This window comes from Thermus thalpophilus, from assembly GCF_022760915.1.
Lineage (GTDB): Bacteria > Deinococcota > Deinococci > Deinococcales > Thermaceae > Thermus > Thermus thalpophilus.
In genome coordinates this window covers 35,589-57,009 of sequence record NZ_JAKTNS010000014.1, presented here as the reverse complement: position 1 = coordinate 57,009, position 21,421 = coordinate 35,589, and the positions used below count along the sequence as shown (strand labels likewise).

The window sequence follows — 21,421 nt, the reverse complement described above, 5'->3', positions numbered from 1 at the left end:
AAGGCGCGGAAGTCCCTTGGGGTTATGCCCTATGGAGGTTTTGACGTGTACATAGCGAAGTTGTTGAGGACGAAGTCAATAATGCGGTATTTGGCCCCGAAGGGCACCGCGGGCTTGGCCCGCTTGGCGGTGAGGGGGTAAAGCCGGCTCCCCTGCCCCCCCGCCAAAATCATCCCCAAGACCTCCACCTTGACCATGCCGTCCCCCTTTGGGGGTAGTTTACCCTAGGCCCCAAGGACCCGCGTCCCGGTATAGTGGGGACCGATGCGGGTCCTCCACCTCGCCTGGTTCACCCCGCCCACGAGGCCCAAGCCCGCCCCTCCCTTCTTCGGCCAGGAGCGGGCCCTAAAGGCCCTGGAAAGCGCCTTCCGCCAGAAGGGGCACGGCTACCTGGTGGGGCCAAGCGGCCTGGGGAAGCGCAAGCGCCTCCTGGCCTACCTCAGGGACCGCGCCTTCCCCAAGGAAGAACTGGTCTACCTCCCCCTGGGGGAGGAGGCCTTCCCCCTCACCCTGCCCCAAGGGGAGGGCCGGGCCCTGGTGGAGGGGGTGGAAGCCCTCTTCGCCGAGTTCACCCCCGCCCTTTTTGGGGAAAAGGGCTTCCTCTACGCCAAAAGCCTCCTGGAAGCCCGCTACGAGAAGGAAGCGGAAGCCCTCTTAAAGGCCTTGGCGGAGGAGGCCCAAGGCCACGGCTTCACCCTGAAGGAGGGCGAGGGGGGGCTCACCCTCACCGGCCAGGGCCCCCTGCCCCCCGAGCTTTCCGCCAAGCTGGAGGAAACCATCCTGGCCTACGTGGACCTGAGGCAAAAGGCCCAGGCGCAGGTGGCCGCCCTAAGGCGGGGCTTCGCCGAGCGCTTCCTCCTGCCCAAGGCCGAGGAGCTTAAGGGCCGCTTCCCCCAAGCCGGGCCCTACCTGGATTGGCTTTTGGAAAACCTGTTGCGGGCCGCGGCCCTGGAGGAGGCGGTGGAGCCGGAAAGGCTCCTTCCCCGCCTCCTGGTGGAGGGGGGGGAGCGGGTGGTCCACGAGCCCAACCCCACCCCGGAACGGCTTTTCGGCCACCTGGAGTACGAGATGCGGGAGGGGGCCCTCACCACCCACCTGGGGCTTCTGCGCCCCGGGGCCCTGCACCGGGCCATGGGGGGGGTTTTGCTCCTGGAGGCCCACCGTGTCTTGGAGCTGGGAAGCTACCCCCTCCTCAAGCGGGCCCTGGCCACGGGGGAGGTGGAGCCCCTCACCCCCAGGCCCGAGGTCAAGGGCCCCCGGATCAAGCCCGCCCCCCTCGAGGCCCAGGTCTTCCTGGTGGGCCCCCCCGAGGTCATCGCCCTCTTGGAGGAGGACGAGGAGTTTTTGGAGCTCTTCCCCTTCCGGGTGGAGTTCGCCCCCGAGATCCCCTACACCGAGGAAAACGTGGCCTACCTGGGGGGCTTCCTGGAGGGTGAGGGGGTCCACCTCACCCCCGAGGGCCTGGCCGCTTTGGCGGACGAGGCCCGGCGCATGGCGGGCCACCAAGAACGCCTGGACGCCCGCCTCTACCGCCTCCTGGACCTGGCTAAGGAGGCGGAGGCCCACGGGAAGCCCCTGGACCGAGCGGCGGTGGCCCAGGCGGTGCGTTCCCGGGAGGAGCGGTACGGGCTGGAGGAGGAACTCTACCTGCAAGACCTTAAGGAAGGCGTGGTGGCCTTGGAGGTGAAGGGGGAGCGGGTGGGGGAGGTGAACGGGCTCGTGGTGGTGGAAGGCCCCGTGCCCACGGGCCGCCCCGTGCGCATCACCGCCCAGGCCGGACCCGGGCGGGAGGGGATCCTCTCCATAGACCGGGAAGTAGGGCTGGGGGGCCAAGTCTTCCACAAGGCGGTCCTCACCCTGGCCGGCTACCTGCGGGGCACCTACGCCCAGATCGGGGCCCTTTCCGCCACGGTGAGCCTGGTCTTTGAGCAAAGCTACGGGGGCATTGAGGGGGACTCCGCCGGGCTCGCCGAGCTTTTGGCGGTGCTCTCCGCCCTTTCGGGCCTTCCCCTAAGGCAGGACCTGGCGGTGACCGGGGCCATTGACCAGACGGGCCGGGTCTTGGCGGTGGGCCGGGTGGCGGAGAAGGTGGAGGGCTTCTTCCGCGTCTGCCAGGCCCTGGGGCTCACGGGCACCCAAGGGGTGGTCCTGCCCCGGGCCAACCTCCCCCACCTCACCCTGCGGGCGGAGGTGGTGGCGGCGGTGGAGAAGGGAGTGTTCCACCTCTACGCCGTGGAAGGGGTGGACGAGGCCCTGGAGCTCCTCTTCGGCCGCAAGGCCTACTGGGTGCACGAGAAGGTGCGGGAAACCCTGGCCCACTTCCAAAGCCTGGAAAACGGCGAGGAAAAGGGCTAGCGGCCGGGCTCCAGGAGGAGAAGCCTCCCCTCCCCGGCGAAGGTCATAGGGAGGTAGTCCCCCCTGGCCCAAAGGGGGAGGAGGTCGGCGTGGTGGGGGGAGAGGAAGTGGCCCGACTGGCCCATGGGGTGGACGAAGAGGGAGCGCTCGGGCTCGGCCAGGTCCACGATCTGGCGGTAGCTTGGGCCCTTGTCCATGGCCAGGGTCTTGGGGTCAAAGGGGCCCACGTTCACCGTGTACCGGTCCCCGCCAAAGGCCACCTCCCGGTCGGAAAAGCGCTTTAGGGGGGTGTGGGTGAGGACGGGGTGGCGGAAGGTGGCCCGGTGGACCGCGCCCCAGGTCCGGGCCCGAAGCCCTTCCTTGCGGTCCAGGGCCCTCTCCAGGGCCAAGGCGGCGTAGTCCAGGCAGGTTTCCCTGTACTCCGTTTCCGGCTGGTCGCAGTTCCTGTCCCCCTCCTTCATGGCCTTGAGCAGGTAGCGGGGCTCGTCCCAGTACTCCTCCCCCACCTCCCTGGCGGGAAGCCGGGTGAGCTCGGCATACCAGAGGGCGAAGACCAAGGCCTCCTCCGAGGAGGGGGCCATGGTGCCGTCCCAGGCGAGAAGCCGCTCCTGCCAGGCTTTGCTCCGCTCCGAAAGGGGGGTGAGGAGGGAGAGGACGGGGCGGAAGTCGCGGAAGAGGAGGCTCCTTTGGTCCTGCTGGATGGCCTTCATGTCCTCCAGGGTGAGCTTCTCCTTGGCCCGGAGGAGTTCCAGAATGCGCTCCGCCCGGTAGGGCTCGGCCCAGTCGTAGGTGAGGGCGTAGGGGAAGCCCGGCGGGGTCACCTTGTGGTTGGCGGTGACCAGGAGGCCCTCCTTGGGGTTTAGGACCTGGGGCCATTCCTCGGGCCTGCGGTAGCCCAACCAGTCCCAGTTCCCATTCCCCGGCACCGGGACCATGCCCGTGTGCCCTTCCTTGCGGATGGGGAACTTCCCGGGGGCGATGTAGCCGATGTTGCCCTCGGTATCAGCGTAGACGAAGTTTTGGCTGGGGGCGGAGTAGTGGATCAGGGCCTTTCTAAACGCTTCCCAGTTGGTAGCCCGGTTGATGCCCAGGTAGGCCATGAGGATGTGGTCCTCCGGGTCCAGGCTCACCCAGCGGAGGGCCATGGGGGTTTTGGGAGGGTCCTTTAGGGCGTCGGTGATCACGGGGCCATAGAGGGTTTCCCGCACCTTGAGCCGCTCCTCCTTGCCCCCCTTGACCCGGATCACCTCCTCCCGCACCCCATAGGGGACCACCCGGCCTTGGTACCGGTAGCCCCTGCCCCCCACCTCCTCCAGGAGGTAGAGGTCCTGCACGTCCGCCCCCACGTTGGTCACCCCCCAGGCGATGCGCTCGTTGCGGCCGATGACGATGCCGGGAACCCCGGGCAAGGAGGCGCCCACGGCCCGGTAGCCGGGGGCCTCGAGGGCCATGAGGAACCAAAGGGAAGGAACCTGGAGGCCCAGGTGGGGGTCGTCCGCCAGGAAGGGCTTTCCCGTGGCGGTGCGGCTTCCCGCCACCACCCAGTTGTTGCTGGCCTCGAGGAAGCGGGGCGGGGCCATCTGGAGGAGGGCGCTTGGCGCCTCCTCCCGCTTGAGGGATAGCCGCAGGTCCTCGGCGCTCAGGATGGTGGGGGCGTCCTCGGGGTAGGGGGGCATGAGTTCCAGAAGCCTTTCCGGGCTGACCCCCCGGGCCAGGAGGCGGTGGCGGAGGAGCTCCTCCTCCCAGTTGCCGGAAAGGTCAAAGCTCATCATCTTGGCCCAGACCAAGACGTCGGGCCCGGTCCAGGGCTCGGGGCGGAAGCCCAAGAGGGTAAACTCGGGGGGCAGGGGCCCCCCCAAGGCCAAGAAGGCGTTGACCCCGGCGGCGTAGGCGTCCACCGCCTCCTTCTCCTCGGGGTAAAGCCTTTCGTAAGCGCTTTGCGCCGCCCGGTAAAACCCCCAGGTGCGCAGGAAGCGGTCCTGGGCCAAGGTGGCCTCCCCCAGGACCTCGCTCAGGCGCCCCTGACCCACCCGCCTTTGGAACTCCATCTGCCAAAGCCTCTCCTGGGCGTGGACGAAGCCCTGGGCGAAGAGGAGGTCCTTGAGGCTTGCCGCCCTTATCCGCACCACCCCGTGCCGGTCCCGCGCCACCTCCACCGGGGCGGAAAGCCCCTTTAGGGCGAGGCGCCCTTCGGTCTTGGGCAAGGAGGCCCGCAGGTAAACCACCCCCCCGATTCCCCCAAAAAGCCCCAGGGCCAAGAGGCCCACCAGAAGCCAGGCCAAAACCCGCAGGAAGCGTTTCATACTTGGCGGCAAGCATACCACACTTCCCAAAACCCGCCCCAGGCGGGAGGATAGGGGCATGGAACTCGCCCGCATCCAGGAGGTCCTGCGGGAGGAAAGGCTAGACGGCTGGCTCCTTTACTCCTTCGGCCGGAGCAACCCGGTGGCCCTCGAGGTCCTGGGCCTTCACGCCCTCCCCCTCACCCGCCGCCTGGCCTACTTCCTCCCCCAAGAGGGGGAACCCACCCTCCTCTCTCACGCCATAGAGGAAAGCCTCTTCCCCACCCTGCCCGGCAGGCGGCGCACCTACCACACCTGGGAGAGCTTCCTGAAAGGCCTAGGGGAAATCCTGGAAGGGGCCCGGCGGGTGGCCCTGGAGTACGTGCCCGGGGGAGCCATCCCCTACCTCTCCCGGGTGGACGGGGGCACCCTGGACCTCCTAAGGGGCATGGGGCTGGAACTCGCCTCTTCCTGGCCCCTCCTCCTCCTCTTCCAGACCTGGGGGGAGGAGAAGCTCCAAAGCCACCGCCGGGCGGCCTTGGGGCTTGTGGCGGCCAAGGAGCTCGCCCTGGCCTTTCTGCGGGAACACCCCGGGGCCACGGAAAGGGCGGTGCAAGGGGTCCTCGCCCAGGCCCTGGAGGCCAGGGGCCTCACCTTTGACCATCCCCCCATGGTGGCCTTCGGGGAAAACGCCGCCAACCCCCACCACGCCCCCACGGAAAGGCCCATGCGGGAAGGGGACGTGGTCCTCTTGGACCTCTGGGCCAAGGAGCCCGGGGGGGTTTACGCCGACCTAACCTGGATGGCGGAGCGCCGGGCCCCGGAGGCGGCCCACCGGGCCTTCCAAAGCGTGGTGACGGCCCGGGACGCCGCCATCCGCTTCGTGGCGGAGGCCTACCGGGAGGGACGCCACCCCAGGGGCTATGAAGTGGACCGCATAGCCCGCCAGGTGCTGGTGGAGGCGGGCTACGGGGCCTACCTGCGCCACCGCACCGGGCACAACCTGGGGGAGGAGGTGCACGGCACCGGGCCCCACCTGGACGACCTGGAAACCCACGACTTCCGCCCCCTGGTGCCGGGGCTCGCCTTCACCGTGGAGCCCGGGGTCTACCTGGAGGCCTTCGGGGTGCGCACCGAGGTGGACGTCTACCTCCACCCCACGGGGCCCGAGGTGACCACCCCTTCGCAGGAGGCGCTTACCCCGCTTTAGGGGGGCATGGTATCTTGGGGGACGGCATGGACCGCCCCCTCCTGATCTTTTCTGGCCAGTCCAACCGCGCTTTGGCCCAGGCCATCGCCGAGGCCCTGGGCCTTCCCCTAGGCAAAAGCACCACCCTCCGCTTCGCCAACGACAACCTCTTCGTGCGTTACGAGGAAAGCCTCCGGGAAGGCGACGTCTTCATCGTCCAGTCCCTCACCCCGCCGGTGCAGGACCACCTGATGGAGCTCCTCATGATGATTGACGCCGCCAAGGGGGCGAGCGCCGCCCGGGTCACCGCCGTCATCCCCTACTTCTCCTACGCCCGGAGCGACAAGAAGGACGCCCCCCGCATCTCCATCGCCGCCCGACTCATCGCCGACCTCCTGCAGACGGCGGGGGCCGACCGGGTCCTCACCATGACCCTCCACTCCCCCCAGGTCCATGGCTTCTTCAAGGTACCCGTGGACCACCTCTCCGCCGAGCCCGTCATCGCCAACCACTTCGCCACCCGGGTGGACCTGGATAACGCCGTGGTGGTGGCCCCGGACGCCGGGGACATCAAGCGGGCGAGCTCCTTGGCCCGCAGGCTCGGCCTCCCCCTGGCCTTCATTGACAAGGAGCGGGTTTCCGACACGGAGGTGCGGGTCCGGATGCTGGTGGGGGAGGTGGAGGGCAAGACCGCCCTCATCGTGGACGACGAGATCTCCACGGCGGGAAGCCTGGTGGAGGCGGTGGAGGCCCTCCTCCAGGCGGGGGCCAAGGAGGTCTACGCCGCCGCCACCCACGGGGTCTACGTGGGCCCCGCCCTGGAGCGCATCGCCAAGAGCCCGGTGAAGGAGGTGGCGGCCACGGACACCTGTCCGCCCAAGGAGGGCCCCAAGCTCAAGACCCTCACCGTGGCCCCCCTCTTCGCCGAGGCCATCTGGCGCATCCACCGGGGCGAGTCCGTGTCTAGCCTCTTCACCTAGCCATGGCGCGGGAAGCAACCCTCACCTTGGCCGGGCTTCCCGTCCTGGCCCGCATCCCCGAGGCCCCCAAGGCCCTCCTCCTCGCCCTCCACGGCCTACAAGGCTCCAAGGAGCACATCCTCTCCCTCCTTCCCGGCTACGCCGAAAGGGGGGTTTTGCTCCTGGCCTTTGACGCCCCGAGGCACGGGGAAAGGGGAAGCCCTCCCTCGGCCAAAAGCCCCCGCTACGTGGAGGAGGTCTACCAAGTGGCCCTGGGCTTTGGGGAAGAGGCCCGGGCCGTGGCGGAGGCGGCCCAAGAACGCTTCCGCCTTCCCCTTTTCCTGGCGGGGGGGAGCCTGGGGGCCTTCGTGGTGCACCTCCTCCTTTCCGGGGGGTTCCGGGCCCAGGGGGCCTTGGCCTTCATCGGCTCGGGGTTTCCCATGAAGCTTCCCCAAGGGCAGACCCTGCAAGACCCCAGGGTCCAGGCCCTCTACGAGCGGCCCCCCGCCCTCCAGGGGGAAAACTACGGCGAGGTGCCCCTTTTGCACCTCCACGGCACCAAGGACCTCATCGTCCCCTTGGCCCGCATGGAGAAGACGGTGGAGGCGCTCAGGCCCCACTACGGGGAAGGCCGCCTGGCCCGGTTCGTGGAGGAGGGGGCGGGGCACGCCATCACCCCCCTCATGGCCCGGGTGGGCCTGGCCTTCCTGGAGGCTTGGCTGGAGGAACGTGCTTCTTAAAGGGCTAAAGGGGTACCGGGGCTATCCGGGCGGGTTCAAGGCCTACCGCCAGGCCTTCCCCACGGTGGAGCTTTCCTGGTGGCACCGGCTGGCGGACCCCAAGACGATTGGCCGCCTCCGGGCCCTGGCCCCAGAGGGCTTTCGCTTTAGCGTCTTTGGCCACAAGCACCTCACCTTCCGCCCCTCGGGGGAGGAGAGGCGGGTTTTGCGCCGCTTTCTGAGGCGCTTTCGCCTTTTTGGGGACAAACGGGGGGCGGTGCGGCTTTGGGTCCCCCAAGACCTCACGCCCGCGGCGCTGGGGGCGTGGCTGGACCTCCTGGAGGCGGTGGAGGGGGAACTTGGCCCCATGCCCATCGCCTTCCAGGCGGCAGAGCCCCTGCGCCCCCTTCTTCGGGAGAGGGGGCGGGTGGTGGTGAACGAGGCCGGCGGGCCCTTCCTCTACCTGGTGGACCCGGAAGGCCCCGTCCCCGAAGGGGAGGGCTACCTTTACCTTAGCCCTTCACAAGCGGGCCCTTCCGCCCTACACTCAAGGGCGGAGGTTGACCCGGATTGAAAACGGCCAGGCGCTTTTCCCCCAAAGAAGCCGAGGAGATCTACCTGGTGCCCTACTGGGGCGCGGGGTTCTTCCGCGTGGGCCGGGACGGGGAGCTGGAGGTGACCCCCTTGGGCCCCGAGGGCCCCGCCGCCTCGCTTTTGGAGATCGTGGAGGCGCTGAGGGACGAGGGGAGGCCCTTGCCCCTGGTGCTCCGCTTCCCCCAGATCCTCGAGGCCCGGGTCCGGGAGCTCAACGAGGCCTTCCGCCGGGCCATGGAGAAGTACGGCTACACCGGGGGCTACCGGGGGGTATACCCGGTGAAGGTGAACCAGCGCCGCCTGGTGCTGGAAACGGTGGCCAAGGCGGGGAGGCCCTACCACCACGGCCTCGAGGCGGGGAGCAAGGCGGAGCTCGCCCTCATCCTGGCGCAAAACCTCTCCCCGGAGGCCCTCATCACCACCAACGGCTTTAAGGACGACGACTTCATCCGCCTGGCCCTCATGGGGCGGAAGCTGGGGCGGAACGTGGTCATTACCCTGGAAAAGTTCGCCGAGCTTCCCCGGGTGGTGCGGCTTTCCCAGGAGCTTGGAGTCAAGCCCCAGATCGGCATCCGCTACAAGCTCAAGGCCAAGGGGGCGGGGCAGTGGGAGGCCTCGGGGGGGGAAAACGCCAAGTTCGGCCTCACCACCCCGGAGATCATCCGGGCGGTGGAGATCCTGAAGGAAGCGGGCCTCCTGGACGCCTTGGTCATGGTCCACGCCCACATCGGGAGCCAGGTGACGGATATCCGCCGCATCAAGATGGCGGTGCGGGAGGCGGCCCAGACCTACGTGCAGCTAAGGAAGCTCGGAGCCCCCCTCACCTACCTCAACCTGGGCGGGGGCCTGGCCGTGGACTACGACGGTTCCAAGACGAACTTCTACGCCTCCGCCAACTACACCCTCTACGAGTACGCCGAGGACCTGGTCTACGTGACCAAGGAGGTGGTGGAGGCGCACGGCGAGCCCCACCCCATCCTGGTCACCGAGTCGGGGAGGGCGGTCACCGCCTACCACCAGGTCCTGGTCCTGGAGGTCATTGACGTCATCACCCCCCCGGGGGAGAAGCAACCCGAACCCCCGCCGGAGGAGGCCCACCCCCTGGTGAAGGAGCTTTGGGAGAGCCTGCAAAACCTCAGCGCCAAGAACTTTCGCGAGGTCTACCACGACGCCTTCGCCGACAAGGAAACCCTGCAAACCCTCTACGATCTGGGCCTGGTGTCCTTGCGGGACCGGGCCTTGGCGGAGGAGATCTTCTACCACATCGCCAGGCGGGTGTACGGCATCGTGCGGGAGCTTCCCTACGCCCCCGATGAGTTTGAGGACCTGGAAAAGCTCCTCGCCGACAAGCTGGTGTGCAACTTCTCCATCTTCCAAAGCCTCCCCGACGCCTGGGCCATCCACCAACTCTTCCCCATCGTGCCCCTTTCCCGCCTCCACGAGCCCCCCACCCGCCAGGCCACCTTGGTGGACATCTCCTGCGACTCCGACGGCAAGATGGACCGCTTCATTGACCTGCACGACGTGCGCCAAAGCCTCCCCGTCCACCCCATCCGCCCCGGGGAGCCCTACTACCTGGGGGTCTTCCTGGTGGGGGCCTACCAGGACGTCCTGGGGAGCAACCACAACCTCTTCGGTCAGGTGGGGGAAGCCCACGTGGTGGTGGATGAGGAAGGCTTCGCCATTGAGCGCTTCGTCCCCGGGGAAACGGCGGAAAAGGTCATTGAGAAGATGGGCTTCACCGCCCGGGAGCTCTTCCAGGGGGTGGAGCGCCTGGTGCGGCAAAGCCGCCTCTCCCCGGCGGAGAAAGGGGCCTTCCTGGAGCGGTATATGCGGGAGCTCCAGGGGTACACCTACCTGGAAGACTGAAGGCGTTAAGGCCCCGTTAAGGGGGGTTCGGGCAGGATGGGGGCATGGGCCTGCCCGAAGGGCGGTACACTGAGATTAGCTTGCAGCCCACCCTGGAGCTTCTGGACCCCTTGAACCCCCTCCGCAGGCGGGTGGCCCTATGGCTACTGCCCCTGGGAGCGGCCCTCGCCTTTGTGGCGCTTTTCGCCTCCCAAAGGGTGGGGCTAGACCCCGTGGACCGGGTCTTCCTGCCCGTTTTGGTCCTGGGGTTCGCCCTCCTTAGCGCCGCCCTTTGGCTTTGGCCCCGCTTCGCTGCCTGGGTTCTGCCCGGCGCCCACGCCTTGGTGGCCGCTTACCTCCTCGCCACCTTGGCCTACCAGCTCCTCTTCCGGCCCAACCCCATGGGGCTTTCCCCCGCCGCCTTCTGGGTGCCCTTCGTGTACTTCAGCAGCTTCCTCTTTTTCCACACCCGGCAGGCGGTGCGCCTCGCCCTCCTCTACCTCCTCACCCTCTTCCTCCTCTCCCTCCTAGGGGCTTTCCGCGGCCACTACCAACCGGAACACGTGAACGCCTTGGCCCAGTTCTTCGGGGCCAACCTGGCCTACGTGGGCCTCCTCTACATGCTGGTGCGGATCAAGGAGGGGTACCTCGAGGCCCAACTGGACGCCTACACCGACTTCCTCACCGGCCTGCGCAACCGCCGCTACCTGGAGCTTATCCTGGAAAGGGAGCTCTTCCGGGTCCAGCGTTACGGCCGCCCCCTCGCCCTCATCGCCCTGGACCTGGACGGGTTCAAGGCGGTGAACGACACCTTTGGCCACGAGGTGGGGGACCGGGCGCTCAAGGCCCTAGCGGAGTGCTTGGAGCGCCACATCCGCCAAAGCGACCGGGCGGTGCGCTTAGGGGGCGAGGAGTTCGCCGTCGTCTTGCCGGAAACCGAGCTCCCCCAGGCCCTGGCCCTGGCGGAAAGGCTCCGCCAAAGCATAGCGGCCCTAAAGGCTCCCCCGGTGCCAAGCCTTTCCGCCAGCTTCGGGGTGGCCCAGGCCGCCCCCACGGACTCCCCCCTCTCCCTCCTCAAGCGAGCGGACGAGGCCCTGTACCGGGCCAAGCGCAAGGGTAAAAACCGGGTGGAGATCGGCTAGGCCCCCTAGGCCCTGGCCTAGGGGGCTAGGCAACCTTCCCTTAGAGGCCCGCTTCCCGGCGCAGGGCCTCCACCCGGTCCGTCTCCTCCCAGGGGAAGCCGGCGCGGCCGAAGTGGCCGTAGGCGCTGGTGGGGGTGTAGATGGGCCTAAGGAGGTCCAGCTCTTCAATGATGGCCAAGGGCCTCGGGTCAAAGACCTTCTTGGCGATTTCCGTGAGCTTCTCGTCGGGCAGGACCCCGGTGCCGAAGGTTTCCACCCGCAAGGATACGGGCCTGGCCTTGCCGATGGCGTAGGCGAGCTCCACCAAGGCCCTTCGGGCGAGCCCCGCCGCCACCAGGTTCTTGGCCATGTAGCGGGCGTAGTAGCTGGCGGAGCGGTCCACCTTGGTGGGGTCCTTGCCGCTGAAGGCCCCGCCCCCGTGGGGCACCGCCCCCCCGTAGGTGTCCACGATGATCTTGCGCCCGGTGAGGCCGGTGTCGGCGTGGGGGCCGCCCAGGATGAAGCGGCCCGAGGGGTTGATGAGGTACTCCGTCTCCCCCTCCTTCAGGTACTCCGGGGGAATGGCTTGGCGCACCACCTCGCGAATCAGGTCCTCCCGTAGCTGCTCCTGCTCCACCTCGGGGGAGTGCTGGGCGGAAACCACCACGGTCTTCACGTAAAGGGGCTTGTCCCCCTCGTAGACCACGGTGACCTGGGCCTTGCCGTCGGGGCGCAGGTAGGGGAGGAGCCCGGTCTTGCGCACCTCCGCCAGGCGCATGGTGAGGCGGTGGGCTAGGGTGATGGGTAGGGGCATGAGCTCGGGGGTTTCGTCGGTGGCGTAGCCGAACATGAGCCCCTGGTCCCCCGCCCCGGTGCGGTCCAAGGGGTCGGTGGACTTCAGCACCCGCCACTCGTAGGAGAGGTTAACCCCCCCAGCGATGTCCGGGGACTGCTCGTCAATGGCGGTGAGCACGGCGCAGGTGTCCGCGTCAAAGCCGTACTTGGCCCGGGTGTAGCCCACCTCGCGCACCGTCTTGCGCACCAGGTTGGGGATGTCCACGTAGCCTTCGGTGGTGATCTCCCCCGCCACGAAAACGAGCCCGGTGGTGACCAAGGTTTCCGCCGCTACCCGGGCCTTCTTGTCCTGGGCGATGAGGGCGTCCAGGATGGCGTCGGAAATCCGGTCCGCCAGCTTATCCGGGTGCCCTTCCGTGACCGACTCGGACGTGACCAGCCGCAACTTGCGCACCTCCTTCGTACCCGCCCCCTTCGGGGCAACCCTGATAGTATAGCACCCCCCCTCCCCCGTCCAGGTATGATGGCGGGCCGTGAAGGACCCCAAGGCCCCCATCGGTGTCTTTGACTCGGGGGTGGGCGGGCTCACGGTGCTCAAGGCGCTCCGGCAAGCCCTTCCCCGGGAAGACTTTTTGTATTTCGGCGACACCGCCCGCGTTCCCTACGGGGGCAAGCCCCTGGCCATGGTGCGCCGCTTCGCCTGGGAGATCGCGGGCTTCCTCCTGCGGCAAGGGGTGAAGGCCATCGTGGTGGCCTGCAACACGGCGAGCTCCGCCGCCCTTCCCGACCTGGCCGAGGACCTCTCCGTGCCCGTCTTCGGGGTGCTGGAACCGGCGGCGGAGGTGGCCCGGGGCTACCGCAAGGTGGGCCTCATCGGCACCCAGGCCACGGTGGAAAGCGGGGCCTACGGGCGGTACGTGCCCCTCTCTTGGGCCAAGGCCTGCCCCCTCTTCGTCCCCTTGGTGGAGGAGGGGCTATGGGACGACCCTGTGGCCTTCCTGGTGGCCCGGCACTACCTGGAGGAGGCCCCCAAGGACCTCGAGGCCCTCATCCTGGGCTGCACCCACTACCCCTTCCTCAAGGCCACCCTGGAAAGGGTCCTCCCCGGAGTGGCCCTCATTGACTCCGCCGAGGCCACGGCCAAGCGGGTGGCGGAGGCGTTAGCCCAAGCCGGGCTTTTGAACCCGGAAGGCCAAGGGAGGGTGCTCCACTACGTCACCGGGGACAAGGAAAGCTACAAGTCCCTGGCGGAGCGGCTTGGGGAAAGGGTGGAAACCCTCTACCGGGTAAGCCTGGAAGAGCTTTAGCATAAAGCATGCCCAAGAAGCCCCTTATAGACCAGCTCCACCACGAGGATGCCTGGCGGCTTTTCCGCATTCTGGCGGAGTTCGTGGAGGGCTTCGAGGCGCTTTCCGAGATTGAGGTGCCCTTGGTTTCCGTCTTCGGCTCCGCCCGCTTCGGCGAGGGCCACCCCGCCTACGCCCTGGGCTACCGCCTGGGCAAGTCCCTGGCCGAGGCGGGCTACGGGGTGGTCACGGGGGGCGGGCCCGGGGTAATGGAGGCGGTGAACCGGGGGGCTTACGAGGCGGGCGGGGTGAGCGTGGGGCTTAACATAGAGCTTCCCCACGAGCAAAAGCCTAACCCCTACCAGACCCACGCCCTTTCCTTGCGCTACTTCTTCGTGCGCAAGGTGCTTTTCGTGCGTTACGCCCATGCCTTCGTCTTCCTGCCCGGGGGGTTGGGCACCTTGGACGAGCTTTCCGAGGTCTTGGTCCTCATCCAGACGGAAAAGGTCCACCCCTTCCCCGTCTTCGCCCTGGACCGGGCCCACTGGCAGGGCCTTCTTTCCTGGATGGCCTTCTTGCAGGAGCAAGGGGCCATAGACCCCAAGGACTATCACCTCCTCACCCTCGTGGAAACCCCGGAAGAGGTGGTGGCCGCCCTAAAGGGAGTATCCTGAAAAGGATGCGCCTCGTCCTCGCCACGTCCAACCCCGGCAAGGTGCGGGAGCTTAAGGAGGGGCTCGCCCCTCTGGGCTGGACCCTCCTTTCCTTGGCCGACTTCCCCTTGCGCATGCCCAAGGAGGAGGGGGCCACCTTCCTGGACAACGCCCTCCTCAAGGCCGCCCACGTGGCCAAGGCCACGGGGCTTCCCGCCTTGGCGGACGATTCGGGCCTCGAGGTCTACGCCCTGGGAGGTGAACCGGGGGTCTACTCCGCCCGCTACGGGGGCAGGGAAACCGACCGGGAACGGAACGTCTACCTCCTGGAAAGGATGCGCCACCTGAAGGGGGAGGAGCGCAAGGCCCGCTTCGTGGCCGTCCTGGTCCTGGCCTACCCCGACGGGCACGCCGAGGCCTACGAGGGGAGCGTGGAGGGGTACATCCTGGAAGCCCCTAGGGGGGAAAAGGGCTTTGGCTACGACCCCCTCTTCTACGTCCCCGAGGCGGGGAAGACCTTCGCCGAGATGGACCTGGAGGAAAAGGCCCGCTACTCCCACCGGGGCAAGGCGCTTAAAGCCCTGCTGGAAGCGTACAAGGAGGGGCCACCCCCGCGGGAAGTTTCCAAATTGGAATGAATCTTCTTTCTCCCCACATCGCCCTCTACCGCCTCTTTGACCTGGCGGACGAGATAGACCTCTCCCGGCTCTCCACCCCCCGGCTCCGCCTCTCCCGGGCCCGGCTGGGGGCGGTGCGCTTCCAAAACCCCCCGGCGGAGGTGGAGCTGGGCGTGCGGAGCGTGGAGGGGCTTTCCGGCCTCCTCACGGCCCGGCTTTACGAGTTCGGGGTGGTTTCCCTTTCCTTCCGCATCCACCTGGGGGAGAGGGTGCCCTGGGAGGTCTTCTTGGAAAAGGGGCTCAAGATCCCCGAGCTCCCTTTCTGGGATGGGTTTTTCCTGGCGGAGCTCGCCGCCTTGGAGCCTTACCTTAAAGGGGCCCTTCTCCGCCCCGAGGAGAAGCGGCTTTCCGAGGAGTTCGCCGTCTACCACGCCCTGGGCCTCGAGGGGGCCAAGGCGCACGACCCTCCCGTGGACCTCACCCCCTTGTGGATGGGCACGGCGGAGGAGTTCGCCCCCGAGGTGCGGCGGGAGATGGAGCGCTACCGCTACAGCTACTCCACCGAGGACCTGGCCCTTCTGGGCTTTGACCGGGTGCTCATCCTGGACTCGGAGGGCATCTGGGACGTGGCGGACCTGGTGGAGTTCGTCCACGCCCAACTTTTGGAGCTTTCCTATTACGACCGCCTCCTCACGGAGGAGCTGGAGGCGGTGCCCGAGGTGCTCAAGGAGCGGGGGCTATGGGGCTACGGGAAGCTCCAGCGCCTTAGCCGGCGCCTCATGGCCCGCCATGCGGAGATCGCCCACGTGCGGGCCCGCATGGAAGGGGCCTTGCGCATCACCGAGGACCTCTTCTACGCCAAGATCTACCGCGCCGCCTTGGAGCTCTACGGGGCCCACGAGCTGGAAAGGAGCGTGGAGGAAAAGCTTAGGGTCCTCGAGGCCACCTACGAGATGGTGACGGAGGAGGTGGCCCACCTGCGCACCCAGGCGGTGGAGGTGGCCATCCTGGCCCTCATCGCCTTTGAGGTGTTCCGAGCCCTCCACTAGGGACTTGTGCCCCCCCAAGAAGGAATATACTTGGGGCGCAGGGCGTGGGCAAAACCTTTGGCGGAAACGCTACCACGCGCCCGGAGGTGGGATTATGAGGAAGCTTCTGGCGGTTTTGGCCCTTGGACTCTCCCTGGCCCTAGCCCAGGGGAAGATCACGGTCTGGACCCACTTCGGCGGCCCCGAGCTGGAGTGGCTCAAGGCCCAGGCGCGGGCTTTTGAAAAGACCTCCGGCACCAAGGTGGAGGTGGTGGAGGTGCCCTTTGGGGACATCAAGCAGAAGTTCATCCTGGGCGCCCCCCAAGGGCAGGCGGCGGACCTGGTGGTTTCCATCCCCCACGACTGGCTTGGGGAGATGTCCCAGGCGGGGGTGCTGGAGCCCATGGGCAAGTACGTGACGCAAAGCTACCTCTCTGACCTGCAACCCGTGGCGGTGGAGGCCTTCACCTTTGGGGGCAAGCTCATGGGCCTGCCGGCCTTCGCCGAGAGCGTGGCCCTCATCTACAACAAAAAGTACGTGAAGGAGCCCCCCAAGACCTGGGAAGAGTTCTTGAGCCTGGCGCAGAGGCTCACCACCGGCTCCACCTTCGGCTTCCTCTACAACATCGGCGACCCCTACTTCAACTTCGGCTTCTTCAAGGCCTTTGGAGCGGAAAACGTCTTCGGCAAGGACGCCAAGGGCAACCTGGACCCCAGCAAGCTCCTCATAGGCGGCGAGGTGGGGGAGAAGGCGCTCCAGTTCATCAAGGACCTGCGCTTCCGCTACAACCTGGTGCCCGAGGGGGTGGACTACGGCGTGGCGGATGGGGCCTTCAAGGACGGGGCCTTGGCCATGATCATCAACGGCCCCTGGGCCCTGGGGGACTACAAGAAGGCCAAGATTGACTTCGGCATCGCCCCCTTCCCCACCCCGCCCGGGGCCAAGAACCCCTGGGGGCCCTTCCTCGGGGTCCAGGGCGTGGTGGTGAACGCCTACTCCAAGAACAAGACCGCCGCGGTCAACTTCGCCAAGACCCTCATCACCGGCAAGAACCTGGTTTCCTTCAACCAGGCGGGGGGCCGCATCCCCGTGTCCAAGAGCGCCGCCAAGACCCTAGAGAAGGACCCAGTGGTGGCGGGCTTTTCCAAGGTCTTCGCCCTTGGCACCCCCATGCCCAACATCCCGGAAATGGGCAAGGTCTGGGGCCCCTGGGGGAACGCCATTAGCCTGGCCATCCAGCGGCCCGACTCCAACGTGAAGAAGATCGTGGAAGACATGGTGGCCGAGATCAAGAAGGCCATCGGCAAGTAAAGGCCCATGCCCGCCCCCCACGGGACCCTCCTCCCCCGTGGGGGGATTATGGTTAGACCATGAAGCACCCACCGGGTCTAAAAGGCTTCCTCCTGGCCCTCGCCCTCCTGCTGGGCCTCCTCCTCCTGGCCACGGGGGTTGGGGTCTTGGGATACTTCGCCCTCGAGGCCCACCTGGCCCCCCCGGGCTGGACCATCCTCGTCTTGGCCCTCCTCGTCCTCCTGCCGGGGGCGGTGGCCCTGGGGCGGCTTTTCCCCTGGCTTTCCGACTGGTACTACTTCCTGCCCGCCCTTTCCTTCCTCCTGGTCTTCACCCTCTACCCCATCGGCCTCACCGTCTACCTGGCCTTCACCGACTACTCGGGGCAGAAAAATGGCTTCCCCGACCGCTCCACGGAAACCCGGGTGCGGGAGCAAGTGGGCCCGAGGCTCGTCCTGGAAGCCCCCGTGACCGAGGCCCTCCGCTGCGACCCCTGCCGGGGCGAACCCGTGGAGGTCTACGCCGAAGGGCACCGGGCGCGGGCCCGCATCCTGGAGGCGGAAGGGACGGCCTTGGTCCTGGACCGCCCCCTTCCCTTCCGGGCGGAGTTCGTGGCCAAGGTGAACGCCTTCCGCTTCGTGGGCCTAAGGAACTTCACCTTTATCCTTTCCCAAGCAAGCCAAGCCCTCCTTCCCGTCTTCGTGTGGAACGTGATTTTCGCCGCCAGCACCGTGCTTTTGAACGCCTTCTTAGGCCTGGTCCTGGGCCTTATCCTGAACAACAAGGGCCTGAAGCTCCGCAACTTCTACCGCACGGTGCTCATCGTCTCTTGGGCCCTGCCCGGGGTCATCACGGTGCAGGTCTGGGTGGCCCTTTTGAACTACAACTTCGGGGCCGTCAACCGCCTCCTCGGGGTCTTGGGCGTCTACCCCATCCCCTGGCTCAACGACCCCGACTGGGCCAAGGTGGCCATCCTGCTCGTGAACCTTTGGCTCGGCTTCCCCTACATGATGACCGCCACCTTGGGCGCCCTTTCCACCATCCCCGACGAGCTCTATGAGGCGGCCAAGGTGGACGGCGCCACCCCCTGGCAGGCCCTTTGGGGCATCACCCTGCCCCTTTTGGAAAAGCCCATGGTGCCCATTTTGCTCTCCTCCTTCGCCTTCAACTTCAACAACTTCTACATCATCTACCTCCTCACCGGGGGCGGCCCGGCCCAGGAGGGAAGGCTGGCCACGGCCCAGGCCACGGACATCCTCATCTCCTGGGCCTACAAGACGGCTTTTAGCGCCGAGGGGCAGTCGGCTTACGGCCTGGGGGCGGCCATCAGCCTGATCATCTTCGCCATCACCGTGGCCATCAGCCTGGTGAACTTCCGCCTCACGGGGGCGCTGAGGGAGGTACGGTAGATGCGGCGGCTTCTTGGCTTCCTCCTCACCGGCTTGGCCCTTTACGGGGTCTACTGGTTTGCGGCCCACCGCCTCTTTGACGAGGGGTCTTACCGCAAGCAGGTGGCCTTCGGCAGCGTTTTCGTGCCCTACGGCTGGGCTTACGCCCTTTTGGGGCTTTTGGGTTTGGCGCTTCTCATCCTCCTTTATAGCCTCCTCCACACCGCCCTCACCAACCGCCTGACGGGGCGGAGGCGGAGCCCCTGGTCCCTTTTCCTCCAGGGAGTTACCCACCTCTTCCTCTGGGTCCTCATCCTCCTCGTCTACTACCCCGTGGTCCAGGTGGTGGCGGCGAGCTTTGACCCCACCAACAACCTCTTCAGCTTCCGCAGACCCGACACGGGCTTCCTCCTCCTGGACGCCAAGGTCATCCCCTACCTGCCCGAGCCCTCCTTGGAAAACTACGCCGCCTTGCTGCGGGGGGTGGTGCTTTACCCCTACCAGGTGGGGCTTCTCCTCCTGGCGGGGCTATCCCTTCTGGGGGTGGCCCTGATTGGCCTCCTCCGCCGCCTCCTTCCCCAGGAGGAGTGGATGGACCTCTGGCAAGGCCGCCTCCTGGCCGCCTTGACCCTTTTCGTCTTCCTCGTCGCCCTCTTCCTTTCCCCCAAGCAGTTCACGGGGCAGGGGACGGAGACCAAGTTCCTCCTTTGGGTGCGGAACACCTTCCTCATCTCCGGTCTCACGGGGCTTTTGGCGGTCCTGCTCACCGCCACCGCCGGCTACGCCTTCGCCCGCTTCCGCCACCTGCCGGGGCGCTACCCCTTGCTCCTCTTCTTCATCTTCGTGCAGATGTTCCCCGGGTTTTTGGCCCTGGTGGCCATCTACTACCTCCTTTCCCGGCTGGACCTCTTGAACACCTTCACCGGCCTGGTCTTGGCCTACTCGGGGGGCATCATCAGCTTCGGCACCTGGGTGTACAAAGGGTATTTGGAGAGCATCAGCCCAAGCCTCGAGGAGGCCGCCATGGTGGACGGGGCCACAAGGTGGCAGGTCTTCACGCGGATCCTCCTCCCCCTTTCCGCCCCCATGTTCGTCTTCATCTTCCTCCTCCAGTTCGTGGGCACCTACTCGGAGTTCGTCCTGGCCAACCTGGTGCTCACGGGGGTGGAGAGCTGGAACGTGGGCGTGGGGCTTAGGAGCTTCACCACGGGGCAGTTCCAGACCAAATGGGGCGTCTTCGCCGCGGCGAGCGTCCTGGGCTCCTTGCCCATCCTCTTCCTCTTCTACGGCTTCCAGCAGTACTTCGTTTCCGGCTACACGGCGGGGGCGGTGAAGGAATGAACCGCCACGACCTGGAACACGTCCACCCCCCCTTCCCGGACCTGGGGGAAGCGGTGACGCTTTTCCTGGAAACCCCGGCCAAGGAAGGGCTTCTCGTCTACGAGAAGGACGGGGAGCTCCACGAAAAGCCCCTGGTGCCCTGGGAAAGGGGCCTGAAAGCGGAGGTCTTCCTCCACACGAGCCCCTTTCGCTACGCCTTCCGCCTGCCCGAGGGGTACTGGGGAAGCCGTGGCTTAGAAAAAACCCTCCCCCGCTACGACCGCTTCTTCCACCTCCTGGCGGGCCCTAATCCCCCGGCCTGGGCTTTGGGGGCGGTCTTCTACCAGATCTTCCCCGACCGCTTCCGCCAAGGCCGCCCGGAGCTCGCCCCCAAGGATGGGGCCTGGCTTTACGGGGGTAAGCCCATCCGCCGAAAGGCCTGGCACGAGCCCCCCGGGGAAGACGGCGCCCGGGAGTTCTACGGGGGGGATCTATGGGGCGTCCTCGAGGCCCTCCCCTACCTCAAGGACCTGGGGGTGGAGGCCCTCTACCTCACCCCCATCTTCCAAAGCCCAAGCAGCCACCGCTACGACACGGAGGACTACCTCCGGGTGGACCCCCACCTGGGCGGGGAGGAGGCCTTGAGGGCCCTCTACCAAGCCCTGGAAGCCCGGGGCATGAAGCTCATCCTGGACGGGGTCTTCAACCACGTGGGGGCGACCCACCCCTGGTTCCAAAGGGCCCTAAAGGACCCCGAGGCCCCGGAGCGGGGCATGTTCACCTTCCGCCCCGACGGAAGCTACGCCAGCTTTTGGGGCGTGAAGCACATGCCCAAACTGGACTACGCCTCGCCCCTCACGCAGGAGCGCTTCGTCCATGGCCCCAAGGCCCCCATCCGCCACTGGATGCGCCTGGCCCACGGCTGGCGCCTGGACGTGGCCCACTCCATCGGGGAAGGGGGCACCAACCGCAAGAACGCCCGCTGGCTCCGGGCCTTGGCCCGGGCGGCCAAGGAGGAGCGGGAGGACGCCTTGGTCCTGGGGGAGCTTTCCTACGACACCACCCCCACCCTGCGGGCCCACACCCTGGATGGGGCCATGCACTACGCCGGCTTCGCCCACCCGTTGATGGCGTGGCTCTCGGGGCGGGACGTGCACGGGCGGGCGGTGGCCCTGGAGGCGAAGGAGGTCTGGCAAACCCTCCTGGACCACTACCAGGCCCTTCCCCTCCAGGTGCGCCACGCCATGTACACCTTCGTTTCCTCCCACGATATCCCCCGGGCCCTTTGGCGGCTAAAGGAGGACGTGGAGCGCTTTAAGTTGGCCTACACCCTCCTCTTCGCCTTCCCCGGAAGCCCCGCCATCTACTACGGGGACGAGGTGGGGCTTTCCCAGCCCAACCCCTACACCCTCTGGAAGGGGGACCCCTACTGCCGCGCCCCCTTCCCCTGGGACGAGGGGCGTTGGAACCGGGAAGTCCTCTCCTTCCTGAAGCGGCTCGTGGCCCTAAAGAAGCGCCATCCCGCCCTGCGCCGGGGCGGGCTTTTGCCCCTTAAGGCCCCCCCTGGGGTCCTGGCCTTTCGGCGGCGGTACGGGGGCCAGGAGGTCTGGGCCTACTTCGCCCCCGAGGGCGCCCGGCTTCGCCTTCCCCGGGGGGTGGACCTCCTGAGGGAAACCGAGGTGGAAGGGGAAGTGGAAGCCTCCCTCCTCCTCTTCCAACCCCTAGAATGAGGAGGTGGGGCGCAAGATGCCTGGACCCCGCAAAAGGCCTGGGAGGAAGCCCTTCTTCCTGGAGGCGTGGGGCCGCCTCTCCCCAAAGGAGCGGAGGCAACTCCTGGAAGGGCTTTTCCTCCTCCTTTCCCTCCTTCCCTTGGGCCGGCTTGGCCGGGTGGGGGCCTGGCTCAGGTTCATGGCGGGCCCCGGGGGGCAGGTGGCCTTGGGCCTTTTCCGCCTCCTTAAGCACTAGGCCTTTTCCGG

At 67.2% G+C, this 21,421-nt stretch carries 18 protein-coding genes and 1 pseudogene; 16 read left to right on the top strand and 3 right to left on the bottom strand.

Annotated features, from left to right (window positions below; translation table 11 throughout):
• Positions 1-56: 56 nt before the first annotated feature.
• Positions 57-197 (bottom strand): annotated as a pseudogene (locus L0D17_RS06755) (sugar phosphate nucleotidyltransferase); the annotation flags it as partial.
• 67 nt (positions 198-264) lie between these two features.
• On the opposite strand from L0D17_RS06755, the gene L0D17_RS06750 reads away from it, so the two are divergent.
• Positions 265-2,355, top strand: a complete 2,091-nt coding sequence (locus L0D17_RS06750; RefSeq protein WP_243094537.1) for an AAA family ATPase — start codon at positions 265-267, stop codon at positions 2,353-2,355.
• On the opposite strand, the gene L0D17_RS06745 is transcribed toward L0D17_RS06750, so the two are convergent.
• Entirely contained in the window at positions 2,352-4,658 is a 2,307-nt protein-coding gene (locus tag L0D17_RS06745; protein ID WP_243094536.1) for a penicillin acylase family protein, read from the bottom strand. The two genes, L0D17_RS06750 and L0D17_RS06745, sit on opposite strands and share 4 nt — an antisense overlap.
• A gap of 58 nt (positions 4,659-4,716) precedes the next feature.
• Between L0D17_RS06745 and L0D17_RS06740 the strand changes: the two genes are divergently transcribed.
• From L0D17_RS06740 to L0D17_RS06715, 6 genes are read left to right on the top strand one after another with little or no spacing between them, the layout of a single operon-like run.
• Complete coding sequence (locus tag L0D17_RS06740) at positions 4,717-5,847, top strand: M24 family metallopeptidase (RefSeq protein ID WP_243094535.1); 1,131 nt, start codon at positions 4,717-4,719, stop codon at positions 5,845-5,847.
• Positions 5,848-5,873: 26 nt separating this feature from the next.
• Positions 5,874-6,806, top strand: a complete 933-nt coding sequence (locus L0D17_RS06735) for a ribose-phosphate diphosphokinase (protein WP_243094534.1) — start codon at positions 5,874-5,876, stop codon at positions 6,804-6,806.
• Between the two features lie 2 nt (positions 6,807-6,808).
• Positions 6,809-7,525, top strand: a complete 717-nt coding sequence (locus L0D17_RS06730; protein ID WP_243094533.1) for an alpha/beta hydrolase — start codon at positions 6,809-6,811, stop codon at positions 7,523-7,525.
• A complete protein-coding gene (locus L0D17_RS06725) occupies positions 7,515-8,078 on the top strand; it encodes a DUF72 domain-containing protein (RefSeq protein WP_243094532.1) in 564 nt (187 codons plus the stop codon). Before L0D17_RS06730 ends, L0D17_RS06725 begins: the two co-directional genes overlap by 11 nt.
• On the top strand, positions 8,075-9,967 hold the full coding sequence (speA, locus tag L0D17_RS06720; protein ID WP_243094531.1) for a biosynthetic arginine decarboxylase: 1,893 nt from the start codon (positions 8,075-8,077) through the stop codon (positions 9,965-9,967). The genes L0D17_RS06725 and speA overlap by 4 nt, the downstream gene beginning before the upstream one ends.
• 44 nt (positions 9,968-10,011) lie before the next feature.
• On the top strand, positions 10,012-11,088 hold the full coding sequence (locus tag L0D17_RS06715; protein WP_243094530.1) for a GGDEF domain-containing protein: 1,077 nt from the start codon (positions 10,012-10,014) through the stop codon (positions 11,086-11,088).
• A 40-nt stretch (positions 11,089-11,128) separates the two neighbouring features.
• Here the strand turns inward: L0D17_RS06715 and metK are convergent, their stop codons facing one another.
• Positions 11,129-12,307 carry a methionine adenosyltransferase gene (metK, locus tag L0D17_RS06710; RefSeq protein ID WP_039460292.1) on the bottom strand — a complete coding sequence of 393 codons (1,179 nt, stop codon included), beginning with the start codon at positions 12,305-12,307 and terminating at the stop codon, positions 11,129-11,131.
• 88 nt (positions 12,308-12,395) lie between these two features.
• On the opposite strand from metK, the gene murI reads away from it, so the two are divergent.
• From murI to L0D17_RS06665, 9 genes are all read left to right on the top strand, one after another.
• Positions 12,396-13,169, top strand: a complete 774-nt coding sequence (gene murI, locus L0D17_RS06705; RefSeq protein ID WP_243094529.1) for a glutamate racemase — start codon at positions 12,396-12,398, stop codon at positions 13,167-13,169.
• Positions 13,170-13,177: 8 nt separating this feature from the next.
• Complete coding sequence (locus tag L0D17_RS06700; protein WP_243094528.1) at positions 13,178-13,822, top strand: LOG family protein; 645 nt, start codon at positions 13,178-13,180, stop codon at positions 13,820-13,822.
• 5 nt (positions 13,823-13,827) lie between these two features.
• Positions 13,828-14,439: an XTP/dITP diphosphatase gene (locus L0D17_RS06695; protein ID WP_243094527.1), complete on the top strand. Its 612-nt coding sequence runs from the start codon at positions 13,828-13,830 to the stop codon at positions 14,437-14,439.
• Entirely contained in the window at positions 14,436-15,467 is a 1,032-nt protein-coding gene (locus L0D17_RS06690) for a hypothetical protein (protein WP_243094526.1), read from the top strand. Before L0D17_RS06695 ends, L0D17_RS06690 begins: the two co-directional genes overlap by 4 nt.
• A 94-nt stretch (positions 15,468-15,561) precedes the next feature.
• Positions 15,562-16,758, top strand: coding sequence for a sugar ABC transporter substrate-binding protein (locus L0D17_RS06685; RefSeq protein WP_243094525.1), 1,197 nt, complete (start codon positions 15,562-15,564; stop codon positions 16,756-16,758).
• A gap of 59 nt (positions 16,759-16,817) precedes the next feature.
• Positions 16,818-18,146, top strand: coding sequence for an ABC transporter permease subunit (locus L0D17_RS06680; protein ID WP_039460256.1), 1,329 nt, complete (start codon positions 16,818-16,820; stop codon positions 18,144-18,146).
• Positions 18,147-19,466 (top strand): sugar ABC transporter permease, encoded by a 1,320-nt coding sequence (locus L0D17_RS06675; protein ID WP_243094524.1) that lies wholly within the window; start codon positions 18,147-18,149, stop codon positions 19,464-19,466.
• Entirely contained in the window at positions 19,463-21,175 is a 1,713-nt protein-coding gene (locus tag L0D17_RS06670) for a glycoside hydrolase family 13 protein (RefSeq protein WP_243094523.1), read from the top strand. The genes L0D17_RS06675 and L0D17_RS06670 overlap by 4 nt, the downstream gene beginning before the upstream one ends.
• Before the next feature lie 4 nt (positions 21,176-21,179).
• Positions 21,180-21,410, top strand: coding sequence for a hypothetical protein (locus L0D17_RS06665; protein WP_243094522.1), 231 nt, complete (start codon positions 21,180-21,182; stop codon positions 21,408-21,410).
• Positions 21,411-21,421 lie beyond the last annotated feature (11 nt).

Bases quoted from the DNA above. Each gene is read 5' to 3' on its own strand.
- L0D17_RS06750 (WP_243094537.1), top strand. From the start codon at position 265: ATGCGGGTCCTCCACCTCGCCTGGTTCACCCCGCCCACGAGGCCCAAG.
- L0D17_RS06745 (WP_243094536.1), bottom strand. From the start codon at position 4,658: ATGAAACGCTTCCTGCGGGTTTTGGCCTGGCTTCTGGTGGGCCTCTTG.
- L0D17_RS06740 (WP_243094535.1), top strand. From the start codon at position 4,717: ATGGAACTCGCCCGCATCCAGGAGGTCCTGCGGGAGGAAAGGCTAGAC.
- L0D17_RS06735 (WP_243094534.1), top strand. From the start codon at position 5,874: ATGGACCGCCCCCTCCTGATCTTTTCTGGCCAGTCCAACCGCGCTTTG.
- L0D17_RS06730 (WP_243094533.1), top strand. From the start codon at position 6,809: ATGGCGCGGGAAGCAACCCTCACCTTGGCCGGGCTTCCCGTCCTGGCC.
- L0D17_RS06715 (WP_243094530.1), top strand. From the start codon at position 10,012: ATGGGCCTGCCCGAAGGGCGGTACACTGAGATTAGCTTGCAGCCCACC.
- L0D17_RS06700 (WP_243094528.1), top strand. From the start codon at position 13,178: ATGCCCAAGAAGCCCCTTATAGACCAGCTCCACCACGAGGATGCCTGG.
- L0D17_RS06695 (WP_243094527.1), top strand. From the start codon at position 13,828: ATGCGCCTCGTCCTCGCCACGTCCAACCCCGGCAAGGTGCGGGAGCTT.
- L0D17_RS06690 (WP_243094526.1), top strand. From the start codon at position 14,436: ATGAATCTTCTTTCTCCCCACATCGCCCTCTACCGCCTCTTTGACCTG.
- L0D17_RS06685 (WP_243094525.1), top strand. From the start codon at position 15,562: ATGAGGAAGCTTCTGGCGGTTTTGGCCCTTGGACTCTCCCTGGCCCTA.
- L0D17_RS06680 (WP_039460256.1), top strand. From the start codon at position 16,818: ATGAAGCACCCACCGGGTCTAAAAGGCTTCCTCCTGGCCCTCGCCCTC.
- L0D17_RS06675 (WP_243094524.1), top strand. From the start codon at position 18,147: ATGCGGCGGCTTCTTGGCTTCCTCCTCACCGGCTTGGCCCTTTACGGG.
- L0D17_RS06670 (WP_243094523.1), top strand. From the start codon at position 19,463: ATGAACCGCCACGACCTGGAACACGTCCACCCCCCCTTCCCGGACCTG.